This window comes from Rhodopseudomonas sp. P1, assembly GCF_039642825.1.
Classification (GTDB): Bacteria; Pseudomonadota; Alphaproteobacteria; order Rhizobiales; family Xanthobacteraceae; genus Rhodopseudomonas; species Rhodopseudomonas palustris_H.
This window is the reverse complement of the sequence record NZ_CP088006.1, coordinates 1,437,207-1,462,570: the sequence shown is the minus strand read 5'-3', so window position 1 is coordinate 1,462,570 and position 25,364 is coordinate 1,437,207. Positions and strand designations below refer to the sequence as shown.

25 protein-coding genes and 1 pseudogene are annotated in these 25,364 nt (G+C 63.6%); 12 read left to right on the top strand and 14 right to left on the bottom strand.

What is annotated here, in order from left to right; translation table 11 throughout:
• Nucleotides 1–157: 157 nt before the first annotated feature.
• The 3 genes from LRC39_RS06885 to LRC39_RS06875 all read right to left on the bottom strand — a co-directional run bounded on the left by LRC39_RS06885 (nt 158) and on the right by LRC39_RS06875 (nt 2,955).
• Entirely contained in the window at nt 158–2,149 is a 1,992-nt protein-coding gene (locus LRC39_RS06885; protein WP_346296751.1) for an ATP-binding protein, read from the bottom strand.
• Nucleotides 2,150–2,503: 354 nt separating this feature from the next.
• Nucleotides 2,504–2,710 (bottom strand): hypothetical protein, encoded by a 207-nt coding sequence (locus LRC39_RS06880; RefSeq protein ID WP_346296750.1) that lies wholly within the window; start codon nt 2,708–2,710, stop codon nt 2,504–2,506.
• The gene (locus LRC39_RS06875) at nt 2,710–2,955 is read right to left on the bottom strand and encodes a hypothetical protein (protein ID WP_346296749.1); all 246 of its coding nucleotides are present in this window, start codon (nt 2,953–2,955) and stop codon (nt 2,710–2,712) included. Before LRC39_RS06875 ends, LRC39_RS06880 begins: the two co-directional genes overlap by 1 nt.
• A gap of 354 nt (nt 2,956–3,309) precedes the next feature.
• Here LRC39_RS06875 and LRC39_RS06870 point away from each other — a divergent pair, with 354 nt between their 5' ends.
• From LRC39_RS06870 to LRC39_RS06860, 3 genes are all read left to right on the top strand, one after another.
• On the top strand, nt 3,310–4,272 hold the full coding sequence (locus tag LRC39_RS06870; RefSeq protein ID WP_264074900.1) for an IS5 family transposase: 963 nt from the start codon (nt 3,310–3,312) through the stop codon (nt 4,270–4,272).
• Between the two features lie 367 nt (nt 4,273–4,639).
• Entirely contained in the window at nt 4,640–5,068 is a 429-nt protein-coding gene (locus LRC39_RS06865; protein WP_346296748.1) for a type II toxin-antitoxin system RelE/ParE family toxin, read from the top strand.
• Between the two features lie 9 nt (nt 5,069–5,077).
• Nucleotides 5,078–5,401, top strand: coding sequence for a HigA family addiction module antitoxin (locus tag LRC39_RS06860; protein ID WP_011156854.1), 324 nt, complete (start codon nt 5,078–5,080; stop codon nt 5,399–5,401).
• A gap of 169 nt (nt 5,402–5,570) precedes the next feature.
• On the opposite strand, the gene LRC39_RS06855 is transcribed toward LRC39_RS06860, so the two are convergent.
• From LRC39_RS06855 to dnaG, 4 genes and pseudogenes are all read right to left on the bottom strand, one after another.
• Nucleotides 5,571–5,855 carry a type II toxin-antitoxin system RelE/ParE family toxin gene (locus tag LRC39_RS06855; protein WP_346296747.1) on the bottom strand — a complete coding sequence of 95 codons (285 nt, stop codon included), beginning with the start codon at nt 5,853–5,855 and terminating at the stop codon, nt 5,571–5,573.
• Between the two features lie 12 nt (nt 5,856–5,867).
• Nucleotides 5,868–6,146 (bottom strand): hypothetical protein, encoded by a 279-nt coding sequence (locus LRC39_RS06850; protein ID WP_346296746.1) that lies wholly within the window; start codon nt 6,144–6,146, stop codon nt 5,868–5,870.
• A 73-nt stretch (nt 6,147–6,219) separates the two neighbouring features.
• Nucleotides 6,220–8,316 carry an RNA polymerase sigma factor RpoD gene (rpoD, locus tag LRC39_RS06845; protein WP_047307036.1) on the bottom strand — a complete coding sequence of 699 codons (2,097 nt, stop codon included), beginning with the start codon at nt 8,314–8,316 and terminating at the stop codon, nt 6,220–6,222.
• Between the two features lie 259 nt (nt 8,317–8,575).
• Nucleotides 8,576–10,596, bottom strand: a pseudogene (dnaG, locus tag LRC39_RS06840) (DNA primase).
• Between the two features lie 470 nt (nt 10,597–11,066).
• Between dnaG and LRC39_RS06835 the strand changes: the two are divergent.
• Entirely contained in the window at nt 11,067–11,309 is a 243-nt protein-coding gene (locus LRC39_RS06835) for a hypothetical protein (RefSeq protein ID WP_011156850.1), read from the top strand.
• A 16-nt stretch (nt 11,310–11,325) separates the two neighbouring features.
• On the opposite strand, the gene LRC39_RS06830 is transcribed toward LRC39_RS06835, so the two are convergent.
• Nucleotides 11,326–11,733, bottom strand: coding sequence for a gamma-glutamylcyclotransferase family protein (locus tag LRC39_RS06830; protein WP_346296745.1), 408 nt, complete (start codon nt 11,731–11,733; stop codon nt 11,326–11,328).
• Between the two features lie 160 nt (nt 11,734–11,893).
• On the opposite strand from LRC39_RS06830, the gene LRC39_RS06825 reads away from it, so the two are divergent.
• On the top strand, nt 11,894–12,691 hold the full coding sequence (locus LRC39_RS06825) for an N-formylglutamate amidohydrolase (protein WP_346296744.1): 798 nt from the start codon (nt 11,894–11,896) through the stop codon (nt 12,689–12,691).
• Nucleotides 12,692–12,817: 126 nt separating this feature from the next.
• Here the strand turns inward: LRC39_RS06825 and LRC39_RS06820 are convergent, their stop codons facing one another.
• Nucleotides 12,818–13,435 carry a LysE family translocator gene (locus tag LRC39_RS06820; RefSeq protein ID WP_346296743.1) on the bottom strand — a complete coding sequence of 206 codons (618 nt, stop codon included), beginning with the start codon at nt 13,433–13,435 and terminating at the stop codon, nt 12,818–12,820.
• A 129-nt stretch (nt 13,436–13,564) separates the two neighbouring features.
• Here LRC39_RS06820 and LRC39_RS06815 point away from each other — a divergent pair, with 129 nt between their 5' ends.
• Both LRC39_RS06815 and LRC39_RS06810 read left to right on the top strand, forming a co-directional pair.
• Nucleotides 13,565–13,879: an ArsR/SmtB family transcription factor gene (locus tag LRC39_RS06815; RefSeq protein WP_107343422.1), complete on the top strand. Its 315-nt coding sequence runs from the start codon at nt 13,565–13,567 to the stop codon at nt 13,877–13,879.
• Nucleotides 13,872–14,351: an SRPBCC family protein gene (locus LRC39_RS06810; RefSeq protein WP_346296742.1), complete on the top strand. Its 480-nt coding sequence runs from the start codon at nt 13,872–13,874 to the stop codon at nt 14,349–14,351. The genes LRC39_RS06815 and LRC39_RS06810 overlap by 8 nt, the downstream gene beginning before the upstream one ends.
• Before the next feature lie 214 nt (nt 14,352–14,565).
• Here the strand turns inward: LRC39_RS06810 and LRC39_RS06805 are convergent, their stop codons facing one another.
• On the bottom strand, nt 14,566–15,408 hold the full coding sequence (locus LRC39_RS06805) for a DUF2189 domain-containing protein (RefSeq protein ID WP_346296741.1): 843 nt from the start codon (nt 15,406–15,408) through the stop codon (nt 14,566–14,568).
• A 634-nt stretch (nt 15,409–16,042) separates the two neighbouring features.
• On the opposite strand from LRC39_RS06805, the gene LRC39_RS06800 reads away from it, so the two are divergent.
• Nucleotides 16,043–17,041, top strand: coding sequence for an HlyD family secretion protein (locus LRC39_RS06800; protein WP_346296740.1), 999 nt, complete (start codon nt 16,043–16,045; stop codon nt 17,039–17,041).
• 10 nt (nt 17,042–17,051) lie between these two features.
• Nucleotides 17,052–18,632 carry a DHA2 family efflux MFS transporter permease subunit gene (locus LRC39_RS06795; protein ID WP_346296739.1) on the top strand — a complete coding sequence of 527 codons (1,581 nt, stop codon included), beginning with the start codon at nt 17,052–17,054 and terminating at the stop codon, nt 18,630–18,632.
• A gap of 290 nt (nt 18,633–18,922) precedes the next feature.
• On the opposite strand, the gene LRC39_RS06790 is transcribed toward LRC39_RS06795, so the two are convergent.
• Both LRC39_RS06790 and LRC39_RS06785 read right to left on the bottom strand, forming a co-directional pair.
• Nucleotides 18,923–19,378, bottom strand: coding sequence for a GatB/YqeY domain-containing protein (locus LRC39_RS06790; protein WP_346296738.1), 456 nt, complete (start codon nt 19,376–19,378; stop codon nt 18,923–18,925).
• A gap of 164 nt (nt 19,379–19,542) precedes the next feature.
• Nucleotides 19,543–20,247, bottom strand: coding sequence for an alpha/beta fold hydrolase (locus tag LRC39_RS06785; RefSeq protein WP_346296737.1), 705 nt, complete (start codon nt 20,245–20,247; stop codon nt 19,543–19,545).
• Between the two features lie 148 nt (nt 20,248–20,395).
• On the opposite strand from LRC39_RS06785, the gene carA reads away from it, so the two are divergent.
• Nucleotides 20,396–21,589: a glutamine-hydrolyzing carbamoyl-phosphate synthase small subunit gene (gene carA, locus LRC39_RS06780; RefSeq protein WP_346296736.1), complete on the top strand. Its 1,194-nt coding sequence runs from the start codon at nt 20,396–20,398 to the stop codon at nt 21,587–21,589.
• Between the two features lie 232 nt (nt 21,590–21,821).
• Nucleotides 21,822–22,346, top strand: coding sequence for a hypothetical protein (locus LRC39_RS06775; RefSeq protein ID WP_346296735.1), 525 nt, complete (start codon nt 21,822–21,824; stop codon nt 22,344–22,346).
• 253 nt (nt 22,347–22,599) lie between these two features.
• Here the strand turns inward: LRC39_RS06775 and LRC39_RS06770 are convergent, their stop codons facing one another.
• On the bottom strand, nt 22,600–23,127 hold the full coding sequence (locus LRC39_RS06770) for a Dps family protein (protein WP_107346473.1): 528 nt from the start codon (nt 23,125–23,127) through the stop codon (nt 22,600–22,602).
• Between the two features lie 280 nt (nt 23,128–23,407).
• Between LRC39_RS06770 and LRC39_RS06765 the strand changes: the two genes are divergently transcribed.
• On the top strand, nt 23,408–24,103 hold the full coding sequence (locus tag LRC39_RS06765; RefSeq protein ID WP_107357420.1) for a class I SAM-dependent methyltransferase: 696 nt from the start codon (nt 23,408–23,410) through the stop codon (nt 24,101–24,103).
• Between the two features lie 147 nt (nt 24,104–24,250).
• Here the strand turns inward: LRC39_RS06765 and LRC39_RS06760 are convergent, their stop codons facing one another.
• Nucleotides 24,251–25,360 carry an ATP-dependent DNA helicase gene (locus tag LRC39_RS06760; RefSeq protein WP_164634330.1) on the bottom strand — a complete coding sequence of 370 codons (1,110 nt, stop codon included), beginning with the start codon at nt 25,358–25,360 and terminating at the stop codon, nt 24,251–24,253.
• Nucleotides 25,361–25,364 lie beyond the last annotated feature (4 nt).

Genomic DNA, 25,364 nt, shown 5'->3' with positions numbered 1-25,364 from the left:
GCGTCCACCGCACCCCGCCCCGCGACTAGTGATGATCGCGAGCGGCTCCTCGGATTGGAATGAATAGGAATATTAACACAATTCACATACATTGGATGGATTGCTGAAGCAGATCCCAAGTCGCCGTCTAAGAGACCGATCGCCTCGGCCCATCGGCTCATTCGTCCAACAGCACTGAGAAGAAGGCCTGATTTCGCTTTTTCGCAAGGTCAACCAGCGTTTCGTATCCGAACGCTTGAATTAGAATCTCTTCGTTGTCTCGATAACGCACCCAAATCTTGGGATTCCAATCGTTTCGGAAGTCATGCTTCCGGAGCACTTGAACGAAGGTGGGCATTATGTCGGCAACGATAAATGCAAAGCGACGAACAACTGAAGTGAACGACACGTGCGATCCGTCCGTACGGGAGATTCCGCCAGCTGCAGTAGCTTTTTCCAAAGTTTCTATCACTTGGAGGACGGGGTCGGACTTGATATCGCCGAAGGCATAATCATTACGGCTGGGGCGCTTGAACTCGACAATCGTTATTGTCGAGCCGTCGGCGTCTCCTAGAATTAAGCTATCATCGTAAAAAATCAGGTCGGCGACTTTATCACCGGACTTCCTCCCTCTGCCGTGCATCGCGCGATCACTGGAGACATACGGCAAAAACGCTAGCGCATCGTCGATTAGCCAAAGGTTATGCTCAAAATATCCAGTATTTGCACCATCTCTAAAGCGTCGAAATACTAAATCATGAATAGTATCTTCGGGAGCTCGCTTTTCATCGACGCCGTACTTCCTCGCGGACTCTACAAGCTCAAGTATTCGCTTCCGGTGAATTACATATTCTGCAAGCGCCTCCTTCTTTTCTTTGTCCAACCTTCCGACTAGGTCTTTTATTGTCTTCTCATAATCGTCACGATTATTTGCCGCAGCTACGATCTGCTTCGTTAGGTCGTTTGTCGCCCTGTATCTTTCTATCGCCAAGTCCGAAATGAATTCTTCAGCCTTCCAATGATTCGGCTTGACGGCGACATATTCTTTCAGAGTCTTCCCACGTAACCCCAGACGCAATATTGGATTCTCTCTCAAAGCCACATTGAGCTGCGTCGATTGCTCCGTTTTTATCTTGTCAATCTGAACACTCTCTTTGCGTTGAACGACATCGCTCACCTTAGAAACAATGTCCTCAACGACTTTCGGCGCCAGATCGATACTGGTTCGAGCATCATTCAATCGACGTTCGAACGCGTCACCTCTAACTATCGCAATGACGATATATCGGGCGTCATTCTCATCCACAAAGGAAGGCACGCCGAGCTTTGTACTAAGATCACGCGGAGAACCAACGATCCGATCAGCAGCAGAGAAGAGTAAACAGTGACTTTTGAACCGCGAACTACGGGGAATTCGCGCCAAGGAATAATTGAGAGTCTCCAAGACCCCATCGATCGAGCACTCGAATGTCCCGTGATCGTACTCGACGAAGACGTTTCTGAAATGGCTAGTTATGTCCTCTGCAGCGCCTTCGCCCCACTGAATAGTAATCTTTGGAAGCCATCGATACAAGAAATAGGGAAGAAAGTGAGCTCCGATTTCATCGAGAGCTTCTGACGGTTTCATACCTCGGATAAGGTCATGCCATTCGGCAAGAGGTTGATTGTATTCGACGCACATCCCCGGACCTTCGAAATCAGGAGAACCGTCATTGAATTGAAATTCGCGATCCTGATTGATATCGAATCTAAAACACCTAATTGTCTCGGCTGCGAAAAACTCTGATCGGCTGGAATACAGTATTCTGGCGAAAACTTTGAAAGCGATAAATCGTCCGAATCCCCGGCCCTTCTCCTTCAGTTTGTGTCCTGTGAATGGAGTGCGAAAATTACTGTAATTGTCATCCGTTAAGCCAACTCCATTATCGGTCACGCTGACCAGAATTTTAGATGGCTCATTCGGATCTTTGATTCTGATTTTGACTTCCCCCTCTCTCGCGGCTTTCTCATCGTCCTGATCGAAGCGCGCGTGAATGCCATCCATCGCGTTAGAGATCGCCTCAAGAACTGGCAGTAGGAAGCCGTGCAAATCGTGCGCAAGATGAGTTCGACTAAGAACTGCGCGCATATCAGGCTTTATGAGAACGTCCGTCTTCAATGAATCCGCCATAATCCACTCCCGAAAACCCAAATATGACGCGCAGGCGGAAGTCACGCAACGGGGCACGCGGGGCTGATTGGCCGAAAGCATAATCCGTCGCGTTCGATTGGGCCTAACCCACCCTTGCGGCGCTACGGCGCTACGGCCAGCGAGCGTAGCCCGGATGGAGCGCAGCGTAATCCGGGACCTGTCGTAAATCCCGGATTTCGCTTCGCTGCATCCGGGCTACTAACTGCCGCGTCAGTGCTCACCTCGCCCTCACCCCGGCCCTCTCCCGCACGCGGGAGAGGGGGCGCGCTGCGGCTCGGGGTGGGCGCGGGGCGGATGGCGGTCGTTGGGCGGGGGGCCATCTTGCGCTGGTCGCTATCGCATCCCGTGCGGCTTGTTCCAGAAGTACTCGCGGTTGCCGAGCGCGCTTTCGGCGTATTGGTCGATCGACAGCATGATGGCCTGGACGTGGTGATAACACCAACCTTCGCGGGTCCCGAGACGCCGCACCTCGGCGAGCGCCTTGACGAAGTCGGAATGGTCGTCGGACTCCTCGAACCACTTGATCGGCGGAACGGCCATCACACTCTCCTCGCCAGCGGACCACGAATGAGCTTGTTGCGCCCGGCATAGGTCCGTCGCTGCTCCCCGGCCAGGCGGTCGCGATCGGCGCAGAGCTTGTCCAGCCGATCCTGCATCCTTCGCAGAATGGCCTCGGCGTCGTCGGTGCGGATGCCGGCGCGCTGCAGTTGGACAAGGTCGGCCTGCTTGCGGCGGATTTGATCGCGCAGCTGCGCAATCTCGGAACGGGTCTGTTCGAGGTCCATGAGGGCTCACCGTGTTGGGTGAAAGAACAAAAGCAGAACGCGGCGGAGAGTCAATGCCGCCTGACCGTCACGCCGAAACGCATGGTCTTCTCCTTGCGCCGGGAGGGAGGAAGACAAGCCGGTTGGCTCAGCGCTCGTGTCGCCCTCACCCCAGCCCTCTCCCGCAAGCGGGAGAGGGAGCGCGCTGCGGCTCTTCTCCCCTCCCCCTTGCGGGGAGGGGTCGGGGGTGGGGGTGCCACGGGCACGGTGCTCGCGTCGCCCTCACCCCAGCCCTCTCCCGCAAGCGAGACCTCTGCAAAACCTGACTGTTCTATCCAGATGTGATTCACTTGCGCTTAGTCGGAGGTGAACGGGATGGCGCAGGACAGTTTCATTGAGGCTTTGCTGCCGGCGGGCTTTGGGCGCAACGAGCGGCTGGAGCGCATTTCGGGCCTGCTCGATTGGGGCCGTCTTGCCGTCCTGATCCGGAAGGTGCGGCCGGGCGAGACCGGTCGGCCGCCCTACGAGCCGCTGACAATGTTCAAAGCCTTGTTGCTGCAGCAGTGGTACGGACTGTCCGACCCCGGTCTCGAAGAGGCCCTGCTCGACCGAGTTTCGTTCCGGCGCTTCTGCGGGTTCGCGCTGGATGCGCAGACACCCGACGAGACGACGCTTTGCCGGTTTCGCAATGCCTTGCAGCAGGCCGGCCTGGGAGACGCCCTGTTTCAGGAAGTTCTCCGGCAGCTCGAAGCGGCTGGATATGTCTTGAGGACAGGGACTTTGATCGACGCAACCCTGGTTCAAAGTTCAGGGCGGACGCCTGCCTCGGGATCGACCCCGCGCGAGGTCGAGAGCCGCTCGTCACACGATCCGGAAGCCAACTGGACAAGGCAGGGCCCCAAGCGCCAGCTGTTCTTCGGCTACAAGGCGCACATCGCAATCGATCAGGGATCGGGGCTGATCCGGGCCCGCAAACTGACCGGGGCGAAGACGTATGAGAGCCAAGTCGCCGACGATCTCGTCCTCGGCGACGAGAAGGCGGTCTATGCCGACAAGGCCTACGAGAAGCGTGCGCGCCGCCAAGCCCTCAAAGCTCGTGGCATCAAGGATCGCATCCAGCATCGTCGCAACAAACACCAGAAGACGCTGCCGCGATGGCAGGCCGTACGCAACAAGCTGATCGGGCGCGTGAGGCAGGCGATCGAACGGACCTTCTCGCAACTCAAAGGCCGCTACGGCTTCACCCGCATGCGCTACGCCGGCATCACCGCCAACGCATTCCACCTCGATCTAATCTCGATCGCCTACAACCTGCGAACCGCAGCCGCCATCCGCTGACCAATCTCCGGCCACGGCGGCCGAAACCGCCGCTCGCAGCCAAATCGCATCACGCCATCACCCCTCCAGCTGCCAACTCGCCAAATCAACAAGTTTCGCAGAGGTCTCGCAAGCGGGAGAGGGAGCGCGCTGCGGCTCTTCTCCCCTCCCCCTTGCGGGGAAGGGTCGGGGGTGGGGGTGCCACGGGCTCAGTGCTCGTGTCGCCCTCACCCCAGCCCTCTCCCGCAAGCGGGAGAGGGAGCGCGCTGCGGCTCTTCTCCCCTCCCCCTTGCGGGGAGGGGTCGGGGGTGGGGGTGCCACGGGCACGGTGCTCGGGGCGCCCTCACCCCAGCCCTCTCCCGCAGGCGGGAGAGGGAGCGGGCTGCGAATGGGCGGGCTTGGTACGGGAGTGGCGGGCGTAGCCGGGTTTAGCCCGGCAGGTCCCGGCGTAACGCGGATCGTATCTTTGCTCCGGAGTGTAAAGCGTCGCTTTACGGAAGACACCGCCGTCCTCTATCTTTCTGTCCATGAGAATTCGGAATGTCCTGCACAAGGGCTCCGGCGGCTCATCGACGAGGATGATGCTGGCGGGGTTCAAGCGGCTATCGCGGACAAGCTGCGCCGCATGATTTCGTTTCTGCAGGACATGGAGCGGGAGGACGAACTCCGAACAGTCCCGAGCTGGAAGGCGCACAGGCTGACCGGGGATCGCAAGGGGGCATGGAGTCTATTCGTCACCAAGAACTGGCGGCTAACCTTCCAGATCGACAAGGATGGGATCGAGATCATCGATCTCGACGACGAGGACTACCATTAGGACGCTTTGATGAGACCGACGATGCGGACAAAGACCGACCTGCGCATGAAAAGCCCGGTACACCCCGGCAGCTTCGTGAAGCACGAGATCATCGAACCGCTCCGGCTGTCCGTCACCGAAGCCGCGAAAGTCTTGGGCGTCACCCGGCCGGCGCTGTCCGCGGTTCTGAACGAGCGCGCCTCGCTGTCGTCCGAGATGGCGCTCCGCATCGAAAAGGCGTTCGGCGTATCGATGGACACTCTGATGCGCATGCAGAACAGCTTCGATATCGCCGAGGCGCGCAAGCGCGCCGGCGAGATCAAGATTGCGCGCTACGCGGGCGCGGCGGAATAGCAGCCCCGTAGGACACATACGCCGAAGGCGTCATGCGCCGCAGCGAAGATGATGGGTCGCGGCTTCGGCCAACTTATCCTGTGGCGCTTGCCGAGTCAGCGCTCGTGTCGCCCTCACCCCAGCCCTCTCCCGCAAGCGGGAGAGGGAGCGCGCTGCGGCTTGTGGTGACCTATGTGTCGCGCTGTTCGCGGCTGTGGAAGACGCGCAGGATGACGACGCCGTTGTCGCCGTGGGCATAACGGGGAACGTAGGTCCCACCCATGACCGGAAGGACCAGCTCGCGAAAATCCCTATCACGGATCGGGCGGCCAAATTCCGGGTAGTCGCTGAGGACTTCCGCCCGCTTTAAGATTTCGACGCCGATGCGCCGGGCCAAGGCGGGATGATGATCCTGAAGAAAAGCCGCGAAGCGGTTGAGGTCGGCAAGCGCAGGCAGCGACCACGAGAGCTTCATGGCGCCGGCGCTTCATTTCACCGGAAACGGCTTGTAGTCCGGCGTGCCCCAGGTCTCCAGCCATTGGGCGACCTGCTCGTGAGGGATCGTCGCCTCCTGGCCGGACTGAATCGCCGCCCATTGGCGGTCGAGGTCGGCGAGGTCTTCGGCGGAAATCTCGACAGGACTTTCCGACAGCGCCGTGAGGCTGGCGACCACTTCGGCGACCGAGATGCCCTGCGCATCGGCGCGTTCGCGCAGGCGGGTGGCGGTGGTCTCGTCGACCTCGATCAGCTGCCGCTTCGATGCCATCGGCTTGGCCTCGGCTTCATCAGGCGTGGAAGGTGGGCGCGGCGCAACTGCGCCTTTGCCCACCCTACTCTCGTTAGTTATCCAGGAAGCTCCGCAGCTTCCTCGACCGGCTCGGATGCTTCAGCTTGCGCAGCGCCTTGGCTTCGATCTGGCGGATGCGCTCGCGGGTCACCGAGAACTGCTGGCCGACTTCTTCCAGCGTGTGGTCGGTGTTCATGCCGATGCCGAAGCGCATGCGCAGCACGCGTTCTTCGCGCGGGGTCAGCGAGGCCAGCACGCGCGTGGTGGTCTCGCGCAGGTTCGACTGGATCGCGGCGTCGATCGGCAGCACCGCGTTCTTGTCCTCGATGAAATCGCCGAGATGGCTGTCCTCTTCGTCACCCACCGGGGTTTCGAGCGACAGCGGCTCCTTGGCGATCTTCAGGACCTTGCGGACCTTCTCCAGCGGCATGCCGAGCTTCTCGGCGAGCTCTTCGGGGGTCGGCTCGCGGCCGATCTCGTTGAGCATCTGCCGCGAGGTGCGGACGATCTTGTTGATCGTCTCGATCATGTGCACCGGGATGCGGATGGTGCGGGCTTGGTCCGCGATCGAGCGGGTGATCGCCTGCCGGATCCACCAGGTGGCGTAGGTCGAGAACTTGTAGCCGCGGCGGTACTCGAACTTGTCGACCGCCTTCATCAGGCCGATGTTGCCTTCCTGAATGAGATCGAGGAACTGCAGGCCGCGGTTGGTGTACTTCTTGGCGATCGAGATCACGAGGCGCAGGTTGGCCTCGACCATTTCCTTCTTGGCCTGACGGGCTTCGCGCTCGCCCTTCTGCACCGAGTGGACGATCTTGCGGAATTCGCCGATCTCGAGGCCGGTGAGCGCCGCCATCGACTGCACTTCCTGGCGCAGGTCCTTGATCCGGTCCTTCTCGTGGTGGACGAAGTTCTTCCAGCCCTTGGCCGAGAGCTTCGACACCCGGTTGAGCCAGCGCGGATCGAGCTCCGAGCCCTGATAGTTGCGCAGGAAGTCGTCGCGGGCGACGCCGTGGCTGTCGGCGAGCCGCATCAGGCGGCTCTCGAACGACACCAGCTTCTTGTTGATGTCGTAGAGCTGCTCGACGAGCGAGTCGATACGGGCCTGGTTGAGGCGCAGCGACTTCACCTCGACGATGATCTCGTCCTTCAGCTTCTTGTACTTGCGCTCCTGCGACGGCGACAGCTGCTCGTTCTGCAGCTGGTTGGCGATGTCCTGCTCCTGCAGCTTGCGCAGCTTCTTGTAGTTGTCGGCGATCTTGTCGAAGGTCTCGACCACCTTCGGCTTGAGCTCGGCCTCGATCGCGGCGAGCGACATCTGGTTCTCGAACTCGTCGTCGTCGCCATCGCCCTCGGGCGCGCCTTCGCCCTCGCCTTCGGCCGGCGCGGCGCCGCGCTGCTGCGCGGGACGGAACGGGGTGGCGGACGGCGGAGCCGCCGGCGGCGCGACGTGCGCGGGCGCACCGCCCTCGCCTTCGGCCGCGGCTTCCTCACCGGGCTCGCCGATGTTGTTCTTGCCCTCGGGGCCGGCGTAGGTCGCTTCGAGATCGATGATGTCGCGAAGGAAGATCTTTCCTTCGTTGAGTTCATCGCGCCAGATGATGATCGCCTGGAACGTCAGCGGGCTTTCGCACAGGCCGGCGATCATCGCCTCGCGGCCGGCTTCGATCCGCTTGGCGATCGCGATTTCGCCCTCGCGCGACAGCAGCTCGACGGTGCCCATCTCGCGCAGATACATGCGGACGGGATCGTCGGTGCGCTCGCCGGGCTCGGACTTCTTGGTCTCGGTGACGGCCTTGGCGGTGACTTCGACCAGATCGTTGTCGAGCTCCTCGTCGGCCTCTTCCTTGGCCTCTTCCTCTTCGGCCTCGGTGTCTTCCGCCTCGGACACATTGATGCCCATGTCGGACAGCATCGACATGATGTCTTCGATCTGCTCCGGCGACGTGGTGTCGGAGGGCAGCACTTCATTGAGCTGATCGAAGGTGACGAAGCCGCGCTTCTTCGCCTGCTTGATCATCTTCTTGACGGCCGCATCCGACAGGTCGAGGAGCGGCGAGGGAGCGTCGACGGAGTCCTTCTCCGGCGCGTCTACCTTGTCGTCCTTGTCCTTGTCCTGCACCTGAACCGTCTTCGCCTTGCTGGCCATCCACTGCTCCTGAACGCGCTCACGGACGAGGCGTCACCGCGCCGCCATGAAAACTTGCCTTATCGGGAGAGACGCACAAAGGGCGGCGCCCGCCTGCGCCACCCCGCACGATCCCGCTCGCTGGTTACCCAAATTGGTCGCCCGAAGGCCTTCTACCGGAATGCCGTTAAGCCCTTACTAACCCTGTTTTTGCAGCTAAATCCGGGGATTGGCGAGTCTTTTCGACTCGACACCCGCCCGGGGCCTTCCGCTGACCGCCTCACACGCTGCGCTGGAACCGGCCGGAGGATTCGCCGAATCCCTCGATCAGCGCCTCGGTCCCCTCGACCTGCGCCAGGCGCGCCTTGACGTCGTTCAACCACCGCATATTCGCCTCGCTGCCGTCTTCACCCAAAGCCAGCTCGGCATCCTTCAATTCCCTAAGTAAGGAGTGGGATTGTCGATGCAAGGCAACGAGTTGCTGCCACGTCGAAAGGACGTCCTCGCGCGCCGCCTTGGGGCCCGCCCCCCACACCGCCGAGGTCGTAATCGCCCGCTCAACCCGCTGCAATTGCTCGGATAATCCTGCCTTAACCAAATCTGCGCGGAGCTTCTCGGCCTGCTCGACCGGATCGTCGCCGCGGTGGTGATGCTGGGCGAAGGCGGCGATGATCGCCGCCCGCAGCCGGTGCGCCTCCGGATGGGCGAATTCCAGCGCGGCGATTTCCTCCAGATGGTCGTCGAGCAGCCAGGGGTGGTTGAGCAGCGAGATCAGGATCAGGGCCTCGCGGCGCGACATCGCCGAGCGCTGACCGCGCATGATCGGGCTGGCGATCAGGTCCGGGCTGGCAATCTGGTAGGGGCCGCGGCCCAGCATCGGCGTCGGTTGTCCCGGGCGCCCGCGCGGGGCAAACCCGCCGCCGCCCTGTGGAAAACCGCCGCGCGGGGCGAATCGCCGGCCCGAATCGCCCCCCCGCCGCCCCGGAAACCGCCCCCGAAGCCGCCGCCATAGCCCCCGCCAAATCCGCCCTGAGGGGCGAATGCGGCGCGCAGCCGGTCGGTGAGGTCCTGGCGATAGTGCTTGCGGACAATTTCGTCGCGGATTCCGTGGGATAGCTCGTTGATCCGGGCCTCCAGCGCCGCGCGCCGCTCCGGGGTGGCGAACATCCCGCCCTCCGCCTCGCGCGCCCACAACATATCGGCGAGCGGGCGCGCCGCACCGATCACCTCCTCGACCGCAAGCCGGCCGCCGGCGCGGGCGAGATCGTCGGGATCCTGTCCTTCAGGGAGCAGCGCAAAGCGCAGGCTCTTGCCGGGCTTCAGATGCGGGAGCGCGAGGTCGGCGGCGCGATACGCCGCCTTCTGGCCGGCGCGGTCGCCGTCGAAGCACAGGATCGGCTCGTCGGCCATCTTCCAGAGGTGCTGCAATTGCGCTTCGGTCAGCGCGGTGCCGAGCGGCGCGACGGTGGCCGGAAAACCCGCGGTGACCAGCGCGATGACGTCGACATAGCCCTCGACCACGATCACCGCGCCGCCGTCGTGCGCGGCTTTGCGCGCGGGCGCGTGGTTGTAGAGATTATCGCCCTTGTGAAACAGCGGCGTCTCCGGCGAGTTCAGGTACTTCGCCGCGACGTCCTTCTCCAGCGCACGGCCACCGAACGCGATCACACGGCCGCGCAGATCGGTGATCGGAAACATCACGCGGTCGCGGAATTTGTCGAACGGCACCGGAATATCAGGGCCCGCCGATAGTAGCCCGGCCTCGATCATGTCGGGCACCGGCACGCCGTGCTTGCCGAGATACTCCTTCAGCGCGTAGCGCTCGTTCGACGCGTAGCCGAGGCGGAACTTGACCTGCGTGCCCGGCATGATGGCGCGATCAGCGAGATAACCGCGGGCGCGCGCACCGGCGCGCGAGGCGAGATTGTCGGCGAAGTAATTCGCCGCCAGCTCCATCACGTCGTACAGCGATTTGCGGCGCTGCTCCTGGCGCGCGGATTCCTGCGTCTGCACCGGCAGCGCGACGCCTGCCATCGCGGCCAGCCGTTCGACCGCTTCCGGGAAATCGACACCCTCGGTCAGCATCACGAAGTCGAAGATCGAGCCGTTCTTGCCTGAGGAGAAGTCGAACCAGGCCTGCTTCTCGTCATTGACGAAGAACGAAGGCGTCTTCTCCTGCTGGAACGGCGACAGCCCCTTCCACTCCCGCCCGGCCTTCTTCAGCTTGACGCGACGGCCGACCACCTCCGACACCGACAGCCGGGCTTTCAGATCGTCGAGGAACTGCGGCGAGAAGCGCATGGGCTCGGGAGGTTTTAAGGGCTTCAGCAAACAGCGCTCAGCAGCGGCGCCAACCGACCATGGATATAGGCTGCCGGTCCCCATGGGTTAATGGGGCCGGAGTTGTCCAAGTTATCCACCGGTCGCTCCAGACGAAAAACTTCGTCCTTTCAGCCGGAAAGCCACGTGTGAGCCGCTCCGTCGTAGACCGATAGTTGTATTTGCGTGTAGTTGCGCGGTTGCACACGCATGTCATCACCTCGCAATATTTCGCATTGCGGCATGGGCGATACCCTTGTAAACCCGCGACAATTCGCAAGCGGAGCCGGTTTGATCCAGCTCATTGCTGCACCGCGCAAGCGGGATTGAACTGCCGCACCCTGCGCAATGCGGGGGAGTCGGGGGAGAACGATCAGCCAAGGCTTAAAGGGCTCACCCGCGTCGCTTCCGAAGTTCTGGGGCGTCGCGTTCGAACGATAAGGAGCCAGACCATGGCTAATTGTGCCCATTGCAATGCGCAGATGACGTCGCTCGGCGTAGAAGCCATCGACGGGGTGTACGAGATCCATTCCTGGAAATGCGACGACTGCGGCCACGTGCTCGATATCGCCACCGCTTCGGTCGAAGCCTATGACTTTCCGAGCTTCTGCCTCACCGAGCCTGGCGATCCGGATTGGCTGACCCTGCTGCCGCTGGCCGCCAATGCGCGGATCGAGCTGCACCTTACCGGCTAGAAGTCTTCAGGCCCTTTCAGCCGGAAAACGCTTCCGGCTGAAACCGCCCTGTTTCGATGCGCGGTAGCCGCGCCACATCCCAATTGAAATAGTACACGAACGCGTCGAGCTCGGTGCCGCCTGCCAGCGTCACGCGGGCGATCTCGCGCCGGTACTCCGCGCGCTGGTCGCGCGGGCCGCAGCCTTCGTAATCGTCGAGCTGCGCCAGCACCTCGTCCGGCCGATGCAGCCGGAACACTTCGCCGTGAACGCGATCGGCCGGATCATCCGACGGCACCAGGCCGGGATAATGCCGCACCAGATACAGCCGGCCCGGCATCGAAGCTGCCCCAAGAAACTCCGCATTCGACGATAGCAGCCGGGCCATCGGATGGTCGTAGCCGCGCATCAGCGTGCCATAAACGAACAGACGATCGGACATCATTCACCGCAACTTCAGCAAGTCGGGCCGAAGCTATCCAAACGTCGGCGGGATGTCATGCCCGGTTCGTGACGGCGAAGTTCAATCGTCTCGACGCGGCGCCGGCGAATCCGCTACCGATTCGGTGGGGCTCGGACGACAAAAGGCATAGGCAGGTTCGGTGATGGACGGCGTGCGCGATAATTTCCTCAGCCTCGATGCCGGAGAGCCTCCGGTGATCGAGCGCAATCAGAACGGACAATCGCCGTTCCTGCTGGTGTGTGACCATTACGGCCGCCGGATCCCGACGCAGCTCGGCGATCTCGGCCTGCCCGAAGCCGAACTGACGCGCCACATCGCCTGGGACGTCGGCATCGCAGGCGTCGCCGAACGGGTTTCCGATGCGCTCGGCGCACATCTAATCGCGCAGTGCTATTCGCGGCTGGTGATCGACTGTAATCGGCCGCCGAGCGCCGAGAGTTCGATCCCGCTGGTCAGCGAGGCGACGACGATCCCCGGCAACGACGGACTGACTCGCGAGCATGCCGCGGAGCGGCGGCGGCTGATCTTCGATCCGTACCACCAGCGGATCGAAGCGGCGATCGAAGATCGGCAATTGTCAGGCCAGCCGACCGTGCTGCTGGCGCTGCATTCGTTCACGCCGGTGTATCACGGCATGGCACGGCCCTGGCACATTGGCACGCTGTATCAGGACTGCACTGTGCTGCCGCCGCTGCTGCTCACCGAGCTGCGGCGCGAGCCGGACCTGGTTGTCGGCGACAACCAGCCTTACGCGGTCGCCGACGGCACCGACTACACCATCCCGGTGCACGGCACCGCACGCGGCCTGATCACCTCGGGCATCGAAATCCGCCAGGATCAGATCACCGACGAGGCTGGCCAGGTGGAATGGGCTAGCCGGCTCACACGCGTTCTGAGCGCGATCGGAGACACGCTGCGGCAACAGCAGGCGCTGCGATAGCGGGACCACCGCAAACCTCGCTGCGCCATTGCAAGCCGATGACGAAGCAATCCAGATGCGCCTAGCACTCGGGAGCCGGATTGCTTCGTCGGCTTAGCCTACCCACAACAAGGCAAAGGCCGCGCCTTATTTCGCCCGGCTGAGCGCAAGCCAGACGCCGCCGCCGATCATGAAGCCGCCGGAGATCCGCGACAGCAGCCGTGTGCGGTGCGCGGAGAACATCGTGCGGGCGCGGCCGGCGAGCAGCGCGTAGATCGCATCCGTCATCGCAGCGATCACCATGAAGGTGACGCCGAGCAGCGCCACCTGCGGCACCGTCTCGCGCTGCATGTCGACGAACTGCGGAATGAACGCGCCGAAGAACACCAGCACCTTCGGATTTGCCAGCAGCACCAAGAAGCCCTGCAGGAAGAAGCCGCCGCGCGGCGGAGGCGGCGGCTGATCGGTCGACAGACCTTCGATCGGCTTCCGGATCAGGCCGATGCCGAGCCAGACCAGATAGGCTGCGCCGAGAAACCGTACCCAGTCGAACCAATAGCCCATCGTCGCCATCAGCGTGGTGAGACCGGCGGCGACCAGCGCGATCACCAGACCAAGCCCGAGCTGCGCACCGGCGATGTTCAGCAATGCTGAGCGGGTGCCGTGACGCAGGCCGTTGGCGATCACCAGCGTCACCACCGGCCCCGGCAGCAGAGCGAGCACGATGCAGGCGGTGACGAAGGTCAGGTACATTTCGAGAGACATGGCATTCCCATTCACGCAACGATTCCAGCCGAGACGTTAGCAGCCCTGGGCGACTGCGACGACTGGCGAAAAGGCCGCGTCGCTGCTCGGTGTTGACATGCAACCTTTTGGTTGCCTATTATCGCCGCCATGGATGAGGTCTTCAAAGCGCTGGCGGACGGTTCGCGGCGCGCCCTTTTGGACCGGCTCCACGCCCGTAACGGGCAGACGCTGAGCGATCTCTGCGACGGCCTCGCGATGACGCGGCAGGCCGTGACCAAGCACCTTGCGATTCTCGAAGCGGCCAATCTGGTCGCCACGGTCAAACACGGCCGTGAGAAGCTTCACTACCTGAATCCGGTGCCGATCCACGAGATCGGCGACCGCTGGATCAGGAAATTCGAGCGCGGCCGGCTCGCCGCCCTCAGCGACCTGAAACGCAAATTGGAGACGCGCGATGAGTAAGCCGGAATTCGCCTACGTCACCTATATCCGCACCACGCCAGAGCGGCTCTGGCACGCGTTGACCGACGCCGATTTCACCCGGCGCTACTGGATGGACTGCACGCTGCGCTCGGACTGGACGGTCGGTTCGAAAATGACGATGGAGCGAGGCGGCGAGATCAAGAACCGCTGCACCATCGTCGAGTCCGATCCGCCGCGTCGGCTGGCCTACGATTGGGTCTCGGTGTGGGACCCGGCGATGCGCCAGGAGAAACCGTCGCGCGTCACCTACGAGATCGAGCCGCAAGGCGATCTCGTCAAGCTGACAGTCACCCACGAAGACTTCGACGAAGGCAGCGCGACATTGCCGAGCATCAGCTTCGGCTGGCCGATGGTGCTGGCCAGCCTGAAGAGCATTTTGGAGACGGGAGAGCCGCTGCCGTTCGCCGACCCGGCGCATGCCGCCGCGGAAGCCGCTCATGTGTCAGCGTAACCGCAGACGGAGCACAGCATGACCGATGTCAGCGGCTGGGTGCCCCACCGGGCCGGCCGGCGATCCTGTCGTCGCTGACAAGCCGGCTGGAAAGCGGTCGCGCCCCACAGACCACGAAGCAGCCGCCACTGAGGATGATCGCCGCGCTCCGGCCCGCTAGCGTCATCGTCCCCGGCGCGCCGGAGTGAGACCGGCGCGTGTCGATCTGGAGGCGTCAGCCTGTGGCGGCGCGCTTCGGCATCACCACAACGTTGCTGGTCTCGGACTCGCTCTCCGGCATCTCCGCGGCGACCGGCGCAACGATCTTTCGATACAGGTGCCAGGTGGCATGACCGAGCACAGGAAGCGTCACCACTAGACCGAGGAAATACGGCAGCGCCGAGAGTGCCAGCAGCACGACGATGGTGGCGGCCCAGCCGATCATCGGCAGCGGGCTCTTCACCACCGACCGAACGCTGGTCACCATCGCGGTGACGAAATCGACGTCGCGATCCAGCAGCAGCGGGAACGACACCACCGTCAGCGAGAACAGCACCAAGGCCAGACAAGCGCCGACGCAATTGCCGACCGCGAGGAATACCAGGCCCTCGTTGGTGGTGAGCACCGCGGAGATGAATTCCTGCAGGCTGCCGAACGACGCGCCGACCCCGAGGAACAGCGCGATCAGCAGCCGAACCTGGTACATCCAGATCACGAACAGGAACAGCGTGACGAACGCCATCCAGCCAAGTTCGCCGCGGCTGCGCATCAGGCCGATGATCTGCATCATCGACGGCCGCCTGCCTGCCTCGCGCTGCCGGCTGACTTCGTAAAGCCCGAGCGCGATGAACGGCCCAAGCAGCGCAAAGCCGGCGCCGAGCGGATAGGCCAGATACACCATATGGAAAGCCGTCAGACAGGCGAGAATCAGCAATCCGCCCGCTGCATAGAACGCGCCGAAAGCGAGGCCGTAGAGCGGCGCGGCCTGAAAGTCCCGCAGCCCCTGACCCAACGCTTCCGCAATGTCGCCGATCGTGATCGGCCGCACCACGGGATCAACCTTACCGGAGATCGACATGGTCGCTCCTCCCTGGTTCGTGGGCATCGTTCGTTATTAGTTGCATGTATTAAGGCGCGGAGTTCGACGACCGTCAATCAGCTTGGTAGCAAGCCGACCAATGCGAGCTATGCGCCTCGATTAGTTCCCGCCGCATCGCACAACTAATTCGCGTCGCAATAAGCGGGAAATTGGCCACTCACCGAGGCATTCGAACGGGTTTTGGCAATCTCGCCGACTCCCCCCGCTGCCAGCGCGGTCGCCGAACCTCCTTTCACACCGTCGTGAACACTCGGACGAGCGAATTTTGCGTCGAGATCGCTGCCTCTGATCGCGGGCATCCTCTGCAGTTTCCGAATGGAACCTGTTTTGCACTGCAGTGTTGCTTCGGCTGGCGCGGCGATGCCGCGCGCAAGAGCGTTTCCTCATGAGCACCCTGGACAGCCCCTCCTCCGCCAGTTCCGATTTCGCGGATCGCGACCGTCGTTCTGCAGATGCCCGGCCTGAAGCGACGCCTGCGCCGTCGCGATCGCCGGCTCTCCCTCCGACCGAACAGCGACGTCGCGACGACGACACCCGCGACCGCCCCGGCAGCGAATCGGACCGCCGCCCGAGCCCACCCGGCGGCCTTAAAGCGCTGATCGGTGGTCATCCAGTGGCGGCCAGCATCGGGGCGGTGCTGATCATCGCAGCGATCATCGGCGGCATTTTGTGGTGGCTGCATGCCCGCAACTACGAGAGCAGCGACGATGCTTTCATCGACACTCGCACGGTGCTGATCAGCCCGCAGGTGTCGGGCGCGATCACCGGCGTCAACGTCACCGACAATCAGATCGTCAAGGCAGGCGACCTGCTCGCGACGATCGATCCGCGCGACTACAAGGCCGCGGTCGATCAGGCGGCCGCGCAGATCCTGCAGGCGCAGGCTTCGATCACCGACATCGAGGCGCAGATCGGCGCGCAGCAGGCGCAGATCCAGCAGGCCAATCAGCAGGTGCAGGAAGCGCAAGCCGCGCTCACCTTCGCCACCGACGAGAACCAGCGCTATCAGGAGCTGGTGCAGAAGGGCGCCGGCACGGTGCAGCGCGCCCAGCAGGCGCAATCCGACTTCACCAGCAAGAAGGCCGCGCTCGACGCCGCCAACGCCGCCAAGCTCGCCGCCGACCGTCAGATCGACGTGCTGCGCGCCAAGGTCGAGCAGGCCAAGGCGCAGCTCAAGGCCGCGCAGGCGCAAAAGGAGCAGGCCGACGCCAATCTGCAGCGCACCGAGCTGCGCGCGCCGACCGACGGCCGCATCGCCAAGCTGACCGGGGCAGTCGGCGCCCTCGCCTCCCCCGGCCAGGCCATCATGGTGCTGGTGCCGCTCGATGTCTGGGTCACCGCCAATTTCAAGGAGACGCAGCTCGAGCTGATGCGGGTCGGCCAGAGCGTCGACATTCACATCGACGCCTACGGCAAATCGTATCCCGGCCACGTCAACTCCATCCAGGCCGGCAGCGGCACGGCGTTCAGCCTGCTGCCCGCCGAGAACGCCACCGGCAACTACGTCAAGGTGGTGCAGCGCGTGCCGGTGAAGATCACCTTCGATCAGCCGCCGGACGTCGAGCTCGGCCCGGGCATGTCGGTGGTGCCGCGCGTCACCGTCCGCCCGTAAGGCTCTCGCCATGGCCGACAGCGAAGGCGAATATGGCGGCGCCAATCCGTGGCTGATCGCGGTGCTGGTGTCGGTCGCGACCTTCATGGAAGTGCTCGACACCACCATCGCCAACGTCGCGCTGCGCTACATTGCCGGCGGCCTTGCGGTGTCGGGCGACGAGGCTTCGTGGGTGGTGACGACCTATCTGGTCGCCAACTCGATCGTGCTGTGCGCGTCGGGCTGGATCGCCCAGATGTTCGGCCGCAAGAACTTCTTTCTGGTGTGCATCGCGCTGTTCACGGTGAGCTCGCTGCTGTGCGGCTTTGCCTGGAATCTACAATCGCTGCTGCTGTTCCGGATCATGCAGGGGCTGGCCGGCGGCGGCATGACGCCGGTGGCGCAGTCGATCCTCGCGGCGGCGTTTCCGCCGGCCAAGCGCGGCCAGGGTTTTGCGCTGTACGGCATCGCCGTGGTGGTGGCGCCGGTGGTTGGCCCGACGCTCGGCGGGTGGCTCAGTGATAATCTGTCGTGGCACTGGTGCTTCCTGATCAACGTGCCGGTCGGCGTGATCACACTGGCGCTGATCTACCTGATCATTCCCTCCTCCGAAAAGCAGCGGCAGGAGCGCGCCAAGCTATGGGTGAAGGGGCTCAACTTCGACATCGTCGGCTTCGTGCTGGTCGCGACCTTCCTCGGTGCGCTCGAAGTCGTACTCGACCGTGGCCAGGTCGACGACTGGTTCGGCTCAACCTTCATCGTCACCTTCGCGATCATCTCGGCAGCGGCGCTGATCGCCTTCGTGCCGTGGGAGCTGTCGCGCGAGCGGCCGCTGATCGACGTCAGGATGCTGACCGGCCGGCAGTTCGGCACCTGCTTCGTGATCATGCTGGCGACCGGCGCGCTCCTGATCGCCACCACCCAGATCGTACCGCAACTGCTACAGGAGCGGTTCGGCTACACGGCGACGCTGGCCGGACTGGTGATCTCGCCCGGCGGCCTCGTCACCATGGTGATGATGGTGATCGTCGGCCGGCTCGGCGGCTCGGTGCAGCCGCGCTGGCTGATCGCGCTCGGCGCCACCATCGCCGGCGGCGCGATGATCGACCTGATGCGGATGTCGCCGGACGCCGACTACTGGTTCTTCGCGCTGTCGCGGATCTATCTCGGCATCGGCCTGCCGCTGATCTTCATCCCGATCACCACCGCGTCCTACGATGGCATCCCGCCTGACAAGACCGATCAGGCCTCGGCGATGATCAACCTCGCCCGCAATTTCGGCGGCTCGATCGGCGTCTCGATCAGCCAGACCGTGCTGGCGCGGCGCGAGCAGTTTCACCAGAGCCGGCTGAGCGAACACGTCGGATCATGGAATCCGGTGCTGCACGACACGCTCGCGCAGATCCAGGGCTATCTCGGCACCCAAAACGCCACCGGCAGCAAGTCCGGCAGTGCGATGGCAGTGGTCGGACAGATGGTCCAGACCCAGGCGGCGCTGCTGGCTTATCTGGACGTGTTCGTCGCGCTCGGGGTCATCGCCGCCCTGATGATCCCGCTCGCTTTGTCCCTACGCAGCGTCGACCGCAGCGCGAAGCCGGCGATGGGGCACTAACGAGTGCAGTGGCTACGATTCCGTCATTGCGAGGAGCGCAGCGACGAAGCAATCCAGCCCAGTACACTTGACTGGATTGCTTCGCTGCGCTCGCACTGACGGAGTCAGCAGCGTCAGCCACAAGCACCGTCATTCCGGGGCGCCGCGCAGCGGCGAATCCGGAATCTCGAAGAGTTCATCCGGGGTGGGTGCCGCGCACACTAACTACGGGATTCCGGGTTCGCTCGCTACGCGAGCGCCCCGGAATGACGTGCCCATGGTTAGGATCAACGAGCAATCGTCAGCGCCAACTAACCCGTCAGCGCCGCCTTCACCATTCCACTCGCCTTGCCAAAATCCATCTGGCCGGCGTACTTCGCCTTAAGGGCGCCGATCACCTTGCCCATGTCCTTGATGCCGGCGGCGCCGGTTTCGGAGATGGTGGCGGAGATCGCGGCTTTGACTTCGTCGTCGGACATCTGCTGCGGCAGGTAGGCCTGGATCACGGCGATCTCGGCACGCTCCTGGTCGGCAAGTTCGGCGCGGCCACCCTTGTCGTACAGCTCGACCGATTCCTGGCGCTGCTTGATCATCTTCTGCAGCAGGCTGAGCAGATCGCCGTCCGACAGCGGCGGCTTGCCCTGGCCGCGGGCTTCGATGTCGGCGTTCTTGATGGTCGAATTCACCATCCGCAGCGTCGACAGCTTGCGCTCGTCCTTGGCTTTCATCGCCTCTTTCACGGCGTTGTTGATGTCGTCGCGCAGCATGTCGGGCTCCTTCGTATCTTCGTCGGGACCGTCATTGCGAGCGAAGCGAAGCAATCCAGCGCTCCGCATGCGGGACTCTGGATTGCTTCGTCGCTGCGCTCCTCGCAATGACGAGGAGACGGTTTTCGCGCCTGATGTAGGCGGTTCAGCCGGCCGAAACAACTCTAGTTCCGCAGCCAGGCCGCCAGGGCGGCGGCGGTGGCGGCGGGCTGCTCGATCTGCGGCAGGTGACCGCAACCGGGGATGATCACCAGCCGGGCGCCGCTGATGCCTTCCGCCATTTCCTGCGACAGGCTGTTCGGAATGGTGGTGTCGGTGTCGCCGGAAACCACCAGGGTCGGACAGCCGATGGTCCCCAGCGTGGGCCGGGAATCGGCACGGGCGATGATTGCCCGCTGCTGGCGGACGAAGCCGGCGTCGCCGACGTCGTCGCCCATATCGTGGACGATCCTCTGCAGCGCAGCGTCCTCGCGGCGCGACGGGTGGACGAAGCCGGGATACAGCTCGTCCAGCACCGCGTGCAGCTGGCCGGCCTCGGCTTCCCCGATCTGCCGGGTGCGGCGCTCGGTGGCTTCCGGACTGTCGGGCCGGGCCTGGGTGTTGATCAGCGCCAGCTTGGCGACCCGGTCTGGCGCCTGACGCATGATCTCGAACGCGATGTAGCCGCCCATCGAGTGCCCGGCGAGCGCGAACCGCGCCGGCGCCTCGGCGAGGATTCGCCGGGCGATCGCCGCCATGCTGTCGTCGCGGATGTGGTTGGCGACCGTCACCGGCGAGCCGCAAGCCCATAGCGCGGGGAGGATTGGGGCGTAGATCCGCGGCGAGCCCGCCAAACCGGGCACCAGCACCACCGGCAATGATGTGTCCATTCAACCTCTCCCCGCGCACGATTCTGCCCCTGCGCCCGCCGCGAAGCCTAGGACAGCCAAATTCCCTGTCAAATCTCGTCCAAAAGCGGACAATTGGAGGGGGGCGGCGCTTTGACGTCGGCAACGCCCGCGACTATGTAGTGCGCTCATGACCAATTCAGCATCCCATCCCGCTTGGCCGGACCACAAGCCGACCGCGCTGCTCGTGCTCGCCGATGGCACCGTGTTCGAGGGCTTCGGCCTCGGCGCAGAAGGCCACGCCGTCGGCGAGGTCTGCTTCAACACCGCGATGACCGGCTACGAGGAGATCCTCACCGATCCGTCCTACGCCGGGCAGCTCATCACCTTCACTTTCCCGCATATCGGCAACGTCGGCACCAACGACGAGGATATCGAGACGGTGAACATGGCGGCGACGCCCGGCGCGCGCGGCGTGATCCTGCGCAGCGCCATCACCGATCCGTCGAACTATCGCTCGGCGCGCCATCTCGACGCCTGGCTGAAGGCGCGCGGCATCATCGGCCTGTCGGGCATCGACACCCGCGCGCTGACCGCGCTGATCCGCGAGAAGGGCATGCCCAACGCGGTGATCGCGCATTCGCCGAACGGCGAATTCGATCTGCACGCGCTGAAGGAAGAGGCCCGCGAGTGGCCCGGCCTGGAAGGCATGGACCTGGTGCCGATGGTCACCTCCGGCCAGCGCTTCACCTGGGACGAGACGCCGTGGGCATGGGGTGAAGGTTTCGGCCGGCAGGACAAGCCGGAGTTCAACGTCGTCGCGATCGACTACGGCATCAAGCGCAACATTCTGCGGCTGCTCGCCGGCGAAGGCTGCAAGGTCACCGTGGTGCCTGCCACCACCTCGGCCGAAGACATCCTGGCGATGAAGCCGGACGGCGTATTCCTATCGAACGGCCCGGGTGATCCGGCTGCCACCGGCAAATACGCGGTGCCGGTGATCCAGAAGGTGATCGAGACCGGCGTGCCGACCTTCGGCATCTGCCTCGGCCACCAGATGCTCGGCCTCGCGCTCGGCGGCAAGACCGTGAAGATGCATCAAGGCCACCACGGCGCCAATCATCCGGTCAAGGATCTGACCACCGGCAAGGTCGAGATCACCTCGATGAACCACGGCTTCGCGGTCGACAAATCGACGCTGCCGGCCAACGTGCAGCAGACCCACGTGTCGCTGTTCGACGACTCGAACTGCGGCATTGCGCTGGCCGACAAGCCGGTGTTCTCGGTGCAGTACCACCCCGAGGCCTCGCCCGGCCCGCAGGACTCGCACTACCTGTTCCGCCGCTTCACCGATCTGATGCGCGCGAAGAAAGCCGCCGCCTAACCGCGGCGGCCTTATTCATATCATCCTCTCAACTTGTCATTCCGGGGCGCGAGCGTAGCTCGCGAACCCGGAATTTGGTCCGGGCACAGTCACCGTTGGATTCCGGGTTCGCGCTTGTCCGCGCGTGGCGGAATGACGTGTATTAGGCGGGTGACGAAGGCGGGAACGCCCGGCGCTACGTCACGTTGTCTCAGCAAGCTGACGATCCTTCCCTGCACGCGCTGGAGACGCCATGTCGCTTGCCCGCGACCAGATCAAACCGCTTGCGCTGGTGTTCGATGACGACGGGCTGATCCCGAACAACCCGCTGCCGTTACTGCTCTACAAGCACGCGGTCGACATCGGCGGCCGCGATCCGGAGCAAGCGGTCGAGGATCTGTTCGAACGCAATGGCTGGGGCGATCGCTGGCGCAACGGGATTTTCGATTACCAGCATTATCACGCTACGGTGCATGAGGCGCTCGGCGTCGCGCGCGGCCGTGCGATGGTGCTGTTCGGCGGCGAACAAGGCGAAGCAATCGAGTTGACGCCGGGTGACGTCGCGGTGCTGCCGGCCGGCACCGGCCACAAATGCCTGTTCGCCAGCCACGACTTCTCGGTGGTTGGCGCCTATCCCCCCGGGCCCAAGATGCAGGTCACACGTCCTACCCCGGACAATTATCGCAAGGCGCTGCAGACAATTCCGAAGGTATCGCTACCGGAGACCGATCCGTTATACGGCAAGAACGGGCCGCTGCTGCGGCTGTGGGCGAAGTAAACGTCAGGGTTCCTCCTGCAGCGTCTCACAGAACGTTGGCACTTCTCTCCGCGAGCGGGGAGAGGTGGATCGGCGCAGCCGGTCAGGTGACGGAGCCTGTCCGCGAGGCCGAGAGTCGAAGATAAATTGAAGCTACAAGATCAGTGCGCGTGTCCCCCTCTCCCCGCAAGGGCGGGGTGAGGGAGTTTCGGTGCTGGGGGAAGGCTCTCTGGCAGCCTATTCAATGAGGGCCTGTTGTAACGGCCCTCGCCCCTTACGCCTCGTTGGCGCCTTCCTGGCGGGTGGCTTCGAACAGGAACCAGGTGCGCTTTTCGGTCTCGTCGATGAAGTTCTCGAGCAGGCCGGCGCTGGCCGCATCCTTGCACTCGTCGACGATCTCGTGCGCCTTGCGCATCGCGGCGGCGACCTTCTTGTTGTCGTTCATCAGCTCGCGCAGCATCTCGCGCGGCGGCACGTAGTCGTCGTTATTGTCCTGGATGGTCTGCAGCTTGGAGATATGGCTGATCGAGCGCAGCGTGGTGCCGCCGACCTTACGCACACGCTCGGCGAGCTCGTCGGTGGTGGCGAGAATCTGCGCCGACTGTTCGTCGAGCAACAGATGATAATCGCGGAAGTGACGGCCGCTGATGTGCCAGTGGAAATTCTTGGTCTTCAGATACAGCGCAAACGAGTCGGCGAGCAGGCCGTTGAGCGCAGTCGAGATCTTCTCCACCGATTGCGGCGGCAGGTCGGTCGGGGTGTCGAGTTCGGGGGCGACGGAGGCGGATTTGGCTTTGGTCACGATGAAGCGTCCTGCGGTGATGCGGTTGACGGAGGGTGAATGCAACGGTCAGGCGGGGCGGCCGCGGCCCGGTCGATCCAAGCCGGTTCCGAAATCTCGGTCTTGGATGTTTCGGCTGTGCATTGGTGTTTCCCGCGAAACACGTTAGACCCCTCGTCAACGCGCTGCGTCCGGTGGCGTTCCATTCATGGAACAGCCATGCGAAGACAGCGGCACTGCACCGATCGGCCGTGATTTGGCCGCGTTCGGCCTGGTTCGGCGGGTGTTTCGGGGTCACGGGATGGACGACTGGATCGACTATTACGACTCCACCCACACGATCTATGTCAGCAAACGCCATCGCGACGTGCATTTTGCCGAGATCGCCAGGGACATCATCGACTATATCCCCTCCCCCGGTGCAGTGGTGCTGGACTATTCCTGCGGCGAGGCGCTGTCAGCCCCCAGCGTCGCGGACGCCTGCGGCAAGCTGATCCTGGCGGAGCCCGCTCCCGGGGTGCGCGGCCGGCTGATTGCCCGCTACGCGCTCAACACCAAGATCCGGGTTCGCTCGCTCGACGACCTGCGCACCATGGCTGACGGGTCAGTGGACCTCGTGGTGATGAATTCGGTGGCGCAATACATGAAGCCGGCCGAACTCGACCAGGCCTTCGCGGTGATCCGGCGGCTGCTGTCGCCCCCCGGCAGCCTGGTGCTCGGCGATATCCTGCGGCCCGAAGTCGGGATGCCGCGGGATGTGCTGTCGCTGCTACTGATGGCGCGCCGCCACGGCTTCATGAAGGATGCGCTGTGGGGATTGGCGCGAACGGCGCTGTCCGACTACCGCGAGCTGCGCACCAAGATCGGCCTGCAGCGCTACAGCGAGGCCGAGATGCTGGCCAAACTCACCGCCGCCGGCTTCACCCCCCGCCGCGCCGACCGCAACATCGGCCACAATCCGTGGCGGATGACTTTTGTGGCGCGGAAGGCGGAGTAACTTCATCCGGCCCCGTCATTCCGGGGCGCTCGCAGCGCGAGCGAACCCGGAATCCCGACGTTGTTGGAAAACGAGTCGGTGCAAAACATCTCGGGATTCCGGGTTCACGCGCGAGAGCGCGTGCCCCGGAATGACGGAGCCTGTGGGCTACACCACCACGCTCAGCCGTTTCGCCGCCCTTGTGATGCCGGTGTAGAGCCAGCGGGCGCGGCTGTCCTGGAACGCAAAGCTCTCGTCGAACAGCACGACGTCATCCCATTGCGACCCCTGACTCTTGTGCACGGTGAGCACGTAGCCGTAGTCGAACTCGTCATAGGGCTTGCGCTGATCCCAGCTGATATCTTCGATGCCGCCGGAGAAACACTCCTGACGTACCGAGACTTTGGTAAGGCGGCCGCCGAACTCTTCATCGGGCGTCACCCGCATGGTGATGATCTTGGTCTTGATCGGCGAGCGCGACTTCACCCGCCACAGCCCGCCGTTAAACAGCGCCTTCTTGCGGTTGTTGCGAAGGCACACCAGCTTGTCGCCGCCGACCGGAAACGGATCTTCGATGTTCAGCCGCTGCCGGAAGCGCGCATTGTAGGCGCGGCGGGTGTTATTCCGGCCGACCAGCACCTGATCGGCATCCATCACCCGCTGCGGATCGAGCTGATCGCGCGTCACCACCTCGGTATCGCCATAGCGGCCGCGTTCGAGTCCCCTGCCCTCGCGCACGTCCATCGACAGCCGGACGATCGGATCGTCCTGCGCCTGGCGATGCACCTCAGTCAGCATCACGTCGGGCTCGGCATTGGTGAAAAAGCCGCCGCCCTGGATCGGCGGCAGTTGCGCCGGATCGCCGAGCACCAAGAGCGGACAGTCGAACGACATCAGGTCGCGGCCGAGCTCCTCGTCGACCATCGAGCATTCGTCGATCACGATCAGCTTGGCTTTGGAGGCCGGCGCGTCGTCCCACAGCTCGAAGCTCGGCTGTTCGACGCCGCTCTCCTTGGTGCGGTAGATCAGCGAATGGATGGTGGAGGCGTCGTCGCACCCCTTGTTGCGCATCACCAGGGCCGCCTTGCCGGTGAAGGCGGCGAACTTGACCTCGCCATCGACGCCTTCGGCAATTTCACGCGCCAGCGTGGTCTTGCCGGTACCGGCGAATCCGAACAGCCGGAACACCAGCGGCGTGCCGTTGCGGCCGGGCTTGGCTTTGAGCCAGGCGCCGACGGCTTTCAGTGCCTCGTCCTGGACAGGGGTGAAGGTGGTCATGGGC

What these genes read in the sequence shown, in the direction of transcription:
- LRC39_RS06865 (WP_346296748.1), top strand. Translation starts at nt 4,640, where the DNA reads ATGGGCGGGCTTGGTACGGGAGTGGCGGGCGTAGCCGGGTTTAGCCCG.
- LRC39_RS06830 (WP_346296745.1), bottom strand. Translation starts at nt 11,733, where the DNA reads ATGATGTCCGATCGTCTGTTCGTTTATGGCACGCTGATGCGCGGCTAC.
- carA (WP_346296736.1), top strand. Translation starts at nt 20,396, where the DNA reads ATGACCAATTCAGCATCCCATCCCGCTTGGCCGGACCACAAGCCGACC.
- LRC39_RS06860 (WP_011156854.1), top strand. Translation starts at nt 5,078, where the DNA reads ATGAGACCGACGATGCGGACAAAGACCGACCTGCGCATGAAAAGCCCG.
- LRC39_RS06855 (WP_346296747.1), bottom strand. Translation starts at nt 5,855, where the DNA reads ATGAAGCTCTCGTGGTCGCTGCCTGCGCTTGCCGACCTCAACCGCTTC.
- LRC39_RS06825 (WP_346296744.1), top strand. Translation starts at nt 11,894, where the DNA reads ATGGACGGCGTGCGCGATAATTTCCTCAGCCTCGATGCCGGAGAGCCT.
- LRC39_RS06760 (WP_164634330.1), bottom strand. Translation starts at nt 25,360, where the DNA reads ATGACCACCTTCACCCCTGTCCAGGACGAGGCACTGAAAGCCGTCGGC.
- LRC39_RS06765 (WP_107357420.1), top strand. Translation starts at nt 23,408, where the DNA reads ATGGACGACTGGATCGACTATTACGACTCCACCCACACGATCTATGTC.
- LRC39_RS06835 (WP_011156850.1), top strand. Translation starts at nt 11,067, where the DNA reads ATGGCTAATTGTGCCCATTGCAATGCGCAGATGACGTCGCTCGGCGTA.
- LRC39_RS06775 (WP_346296735.1), top strand. Translation starts at nt 21,822, where the DNA reads ATGTCGCTTGCCCGCGACCAGATCAAACCGCTTGCGCTGGTGTTCGAT.
- LRC39_RS06870 (WP_264074900.1), top strand. Translation starts at nt 3,310, where the DNA reads ATGGCGCAGGACAGTTTCATTGAGGCTTTGCTGCCGGCGGGCTTTGGG.
- LRC39_RS06820 (WP_346296743.1), bottom strand. Translation starts at nt 13,435, where the DNA reads ATGTCTCTCGAAATGTACCTGACCTTCGTCACCGCCTGCATCGTGCTC.
- LRC39_RS06790 (WP_346296738.1), bottom strand. Translation starts at nt 19,378, where the DNA reads ATGCTGCGCGACGACATCAACAACGCCGTGAAAGAGGCGATGAAAGCC.
- LRC39_RS06875 (WP_346296749.1), bottom strand. Translation starts at nt 2,955, where the DNA reads ATGGACCTCGAACAGACCCGTTCCGAGATTGCGCAGCTGCGCGATCAA.
- LRC39_RS06885 (WP_346296751.1), bottom strand. Translation starts at nt 2,149, where the DNA reads ATGGCGGATTCATTGAAGACGGACGTTCTCATAAAGCCTGATATGCGC.
- LRC39_RS06805 (WP_346296741.1), bottom strand. Translation starts at nt 15,408, where the DNA reads ATGTCGATCTCCGGTAAGGTTGATCCCGTGGTGCGGCCGATCACGATC.
- rpoD (WP_047307036.1), bottom strand. Translation starts at nt 8,316, where the DNA reads ATGGCCAGCAAGGCGAAGACGGTTCAGGTGCAGGACAAGGACAAGGAC.
- LRC39_RS06815 (WP_107343422.1), top strand. Translation starts at nt 13,565, where the DNA reads ATGGATGAGGTCTTCAAAGCGCTGGCGGACGGTTCGCGGCGCGCCCTT.
- LRC39_RS06795 (WP_346296739.1), top strand. Translation starts at nt 17,052, where the DNA reads ATGGCCGACAGCGAAGGCGAATATGGCGGCGCCAATCCGTGGCTGATC.
- LRC39_RS06810 (WP_346296742.1), top strand. Translation starts at nt 13,872, where the DNA reads ATGAGTAAGCCGGAATTCGCCTACGTCACCTATATCCGCACCACGCCA.
- LRC39_RS06880 (WP_346296750.1), bottom strand. Translation starts at nt 2,710, where the DNA reads ATGGCCGTTCCGCCGATCAAGTGGTTCGAGGAGTCCGACGACCATTCC.
- LRC39_RS06850 (WP_346296746.1), bottom strand. Translation starts at nt 6,146, where the DNA reads ATGGCATCGAAGCGGCAGCTGATCGAGGTCGACGAGACCACCGCCACC.
- LRC39_RS06785 (WP_346296737.1), bottom strand. Translation starts at nt 20,247, where the DNA reads ATGGACACATCATTGCCGGTGGTGCTGGTGCCCGGTTTGGCGGGCTCG.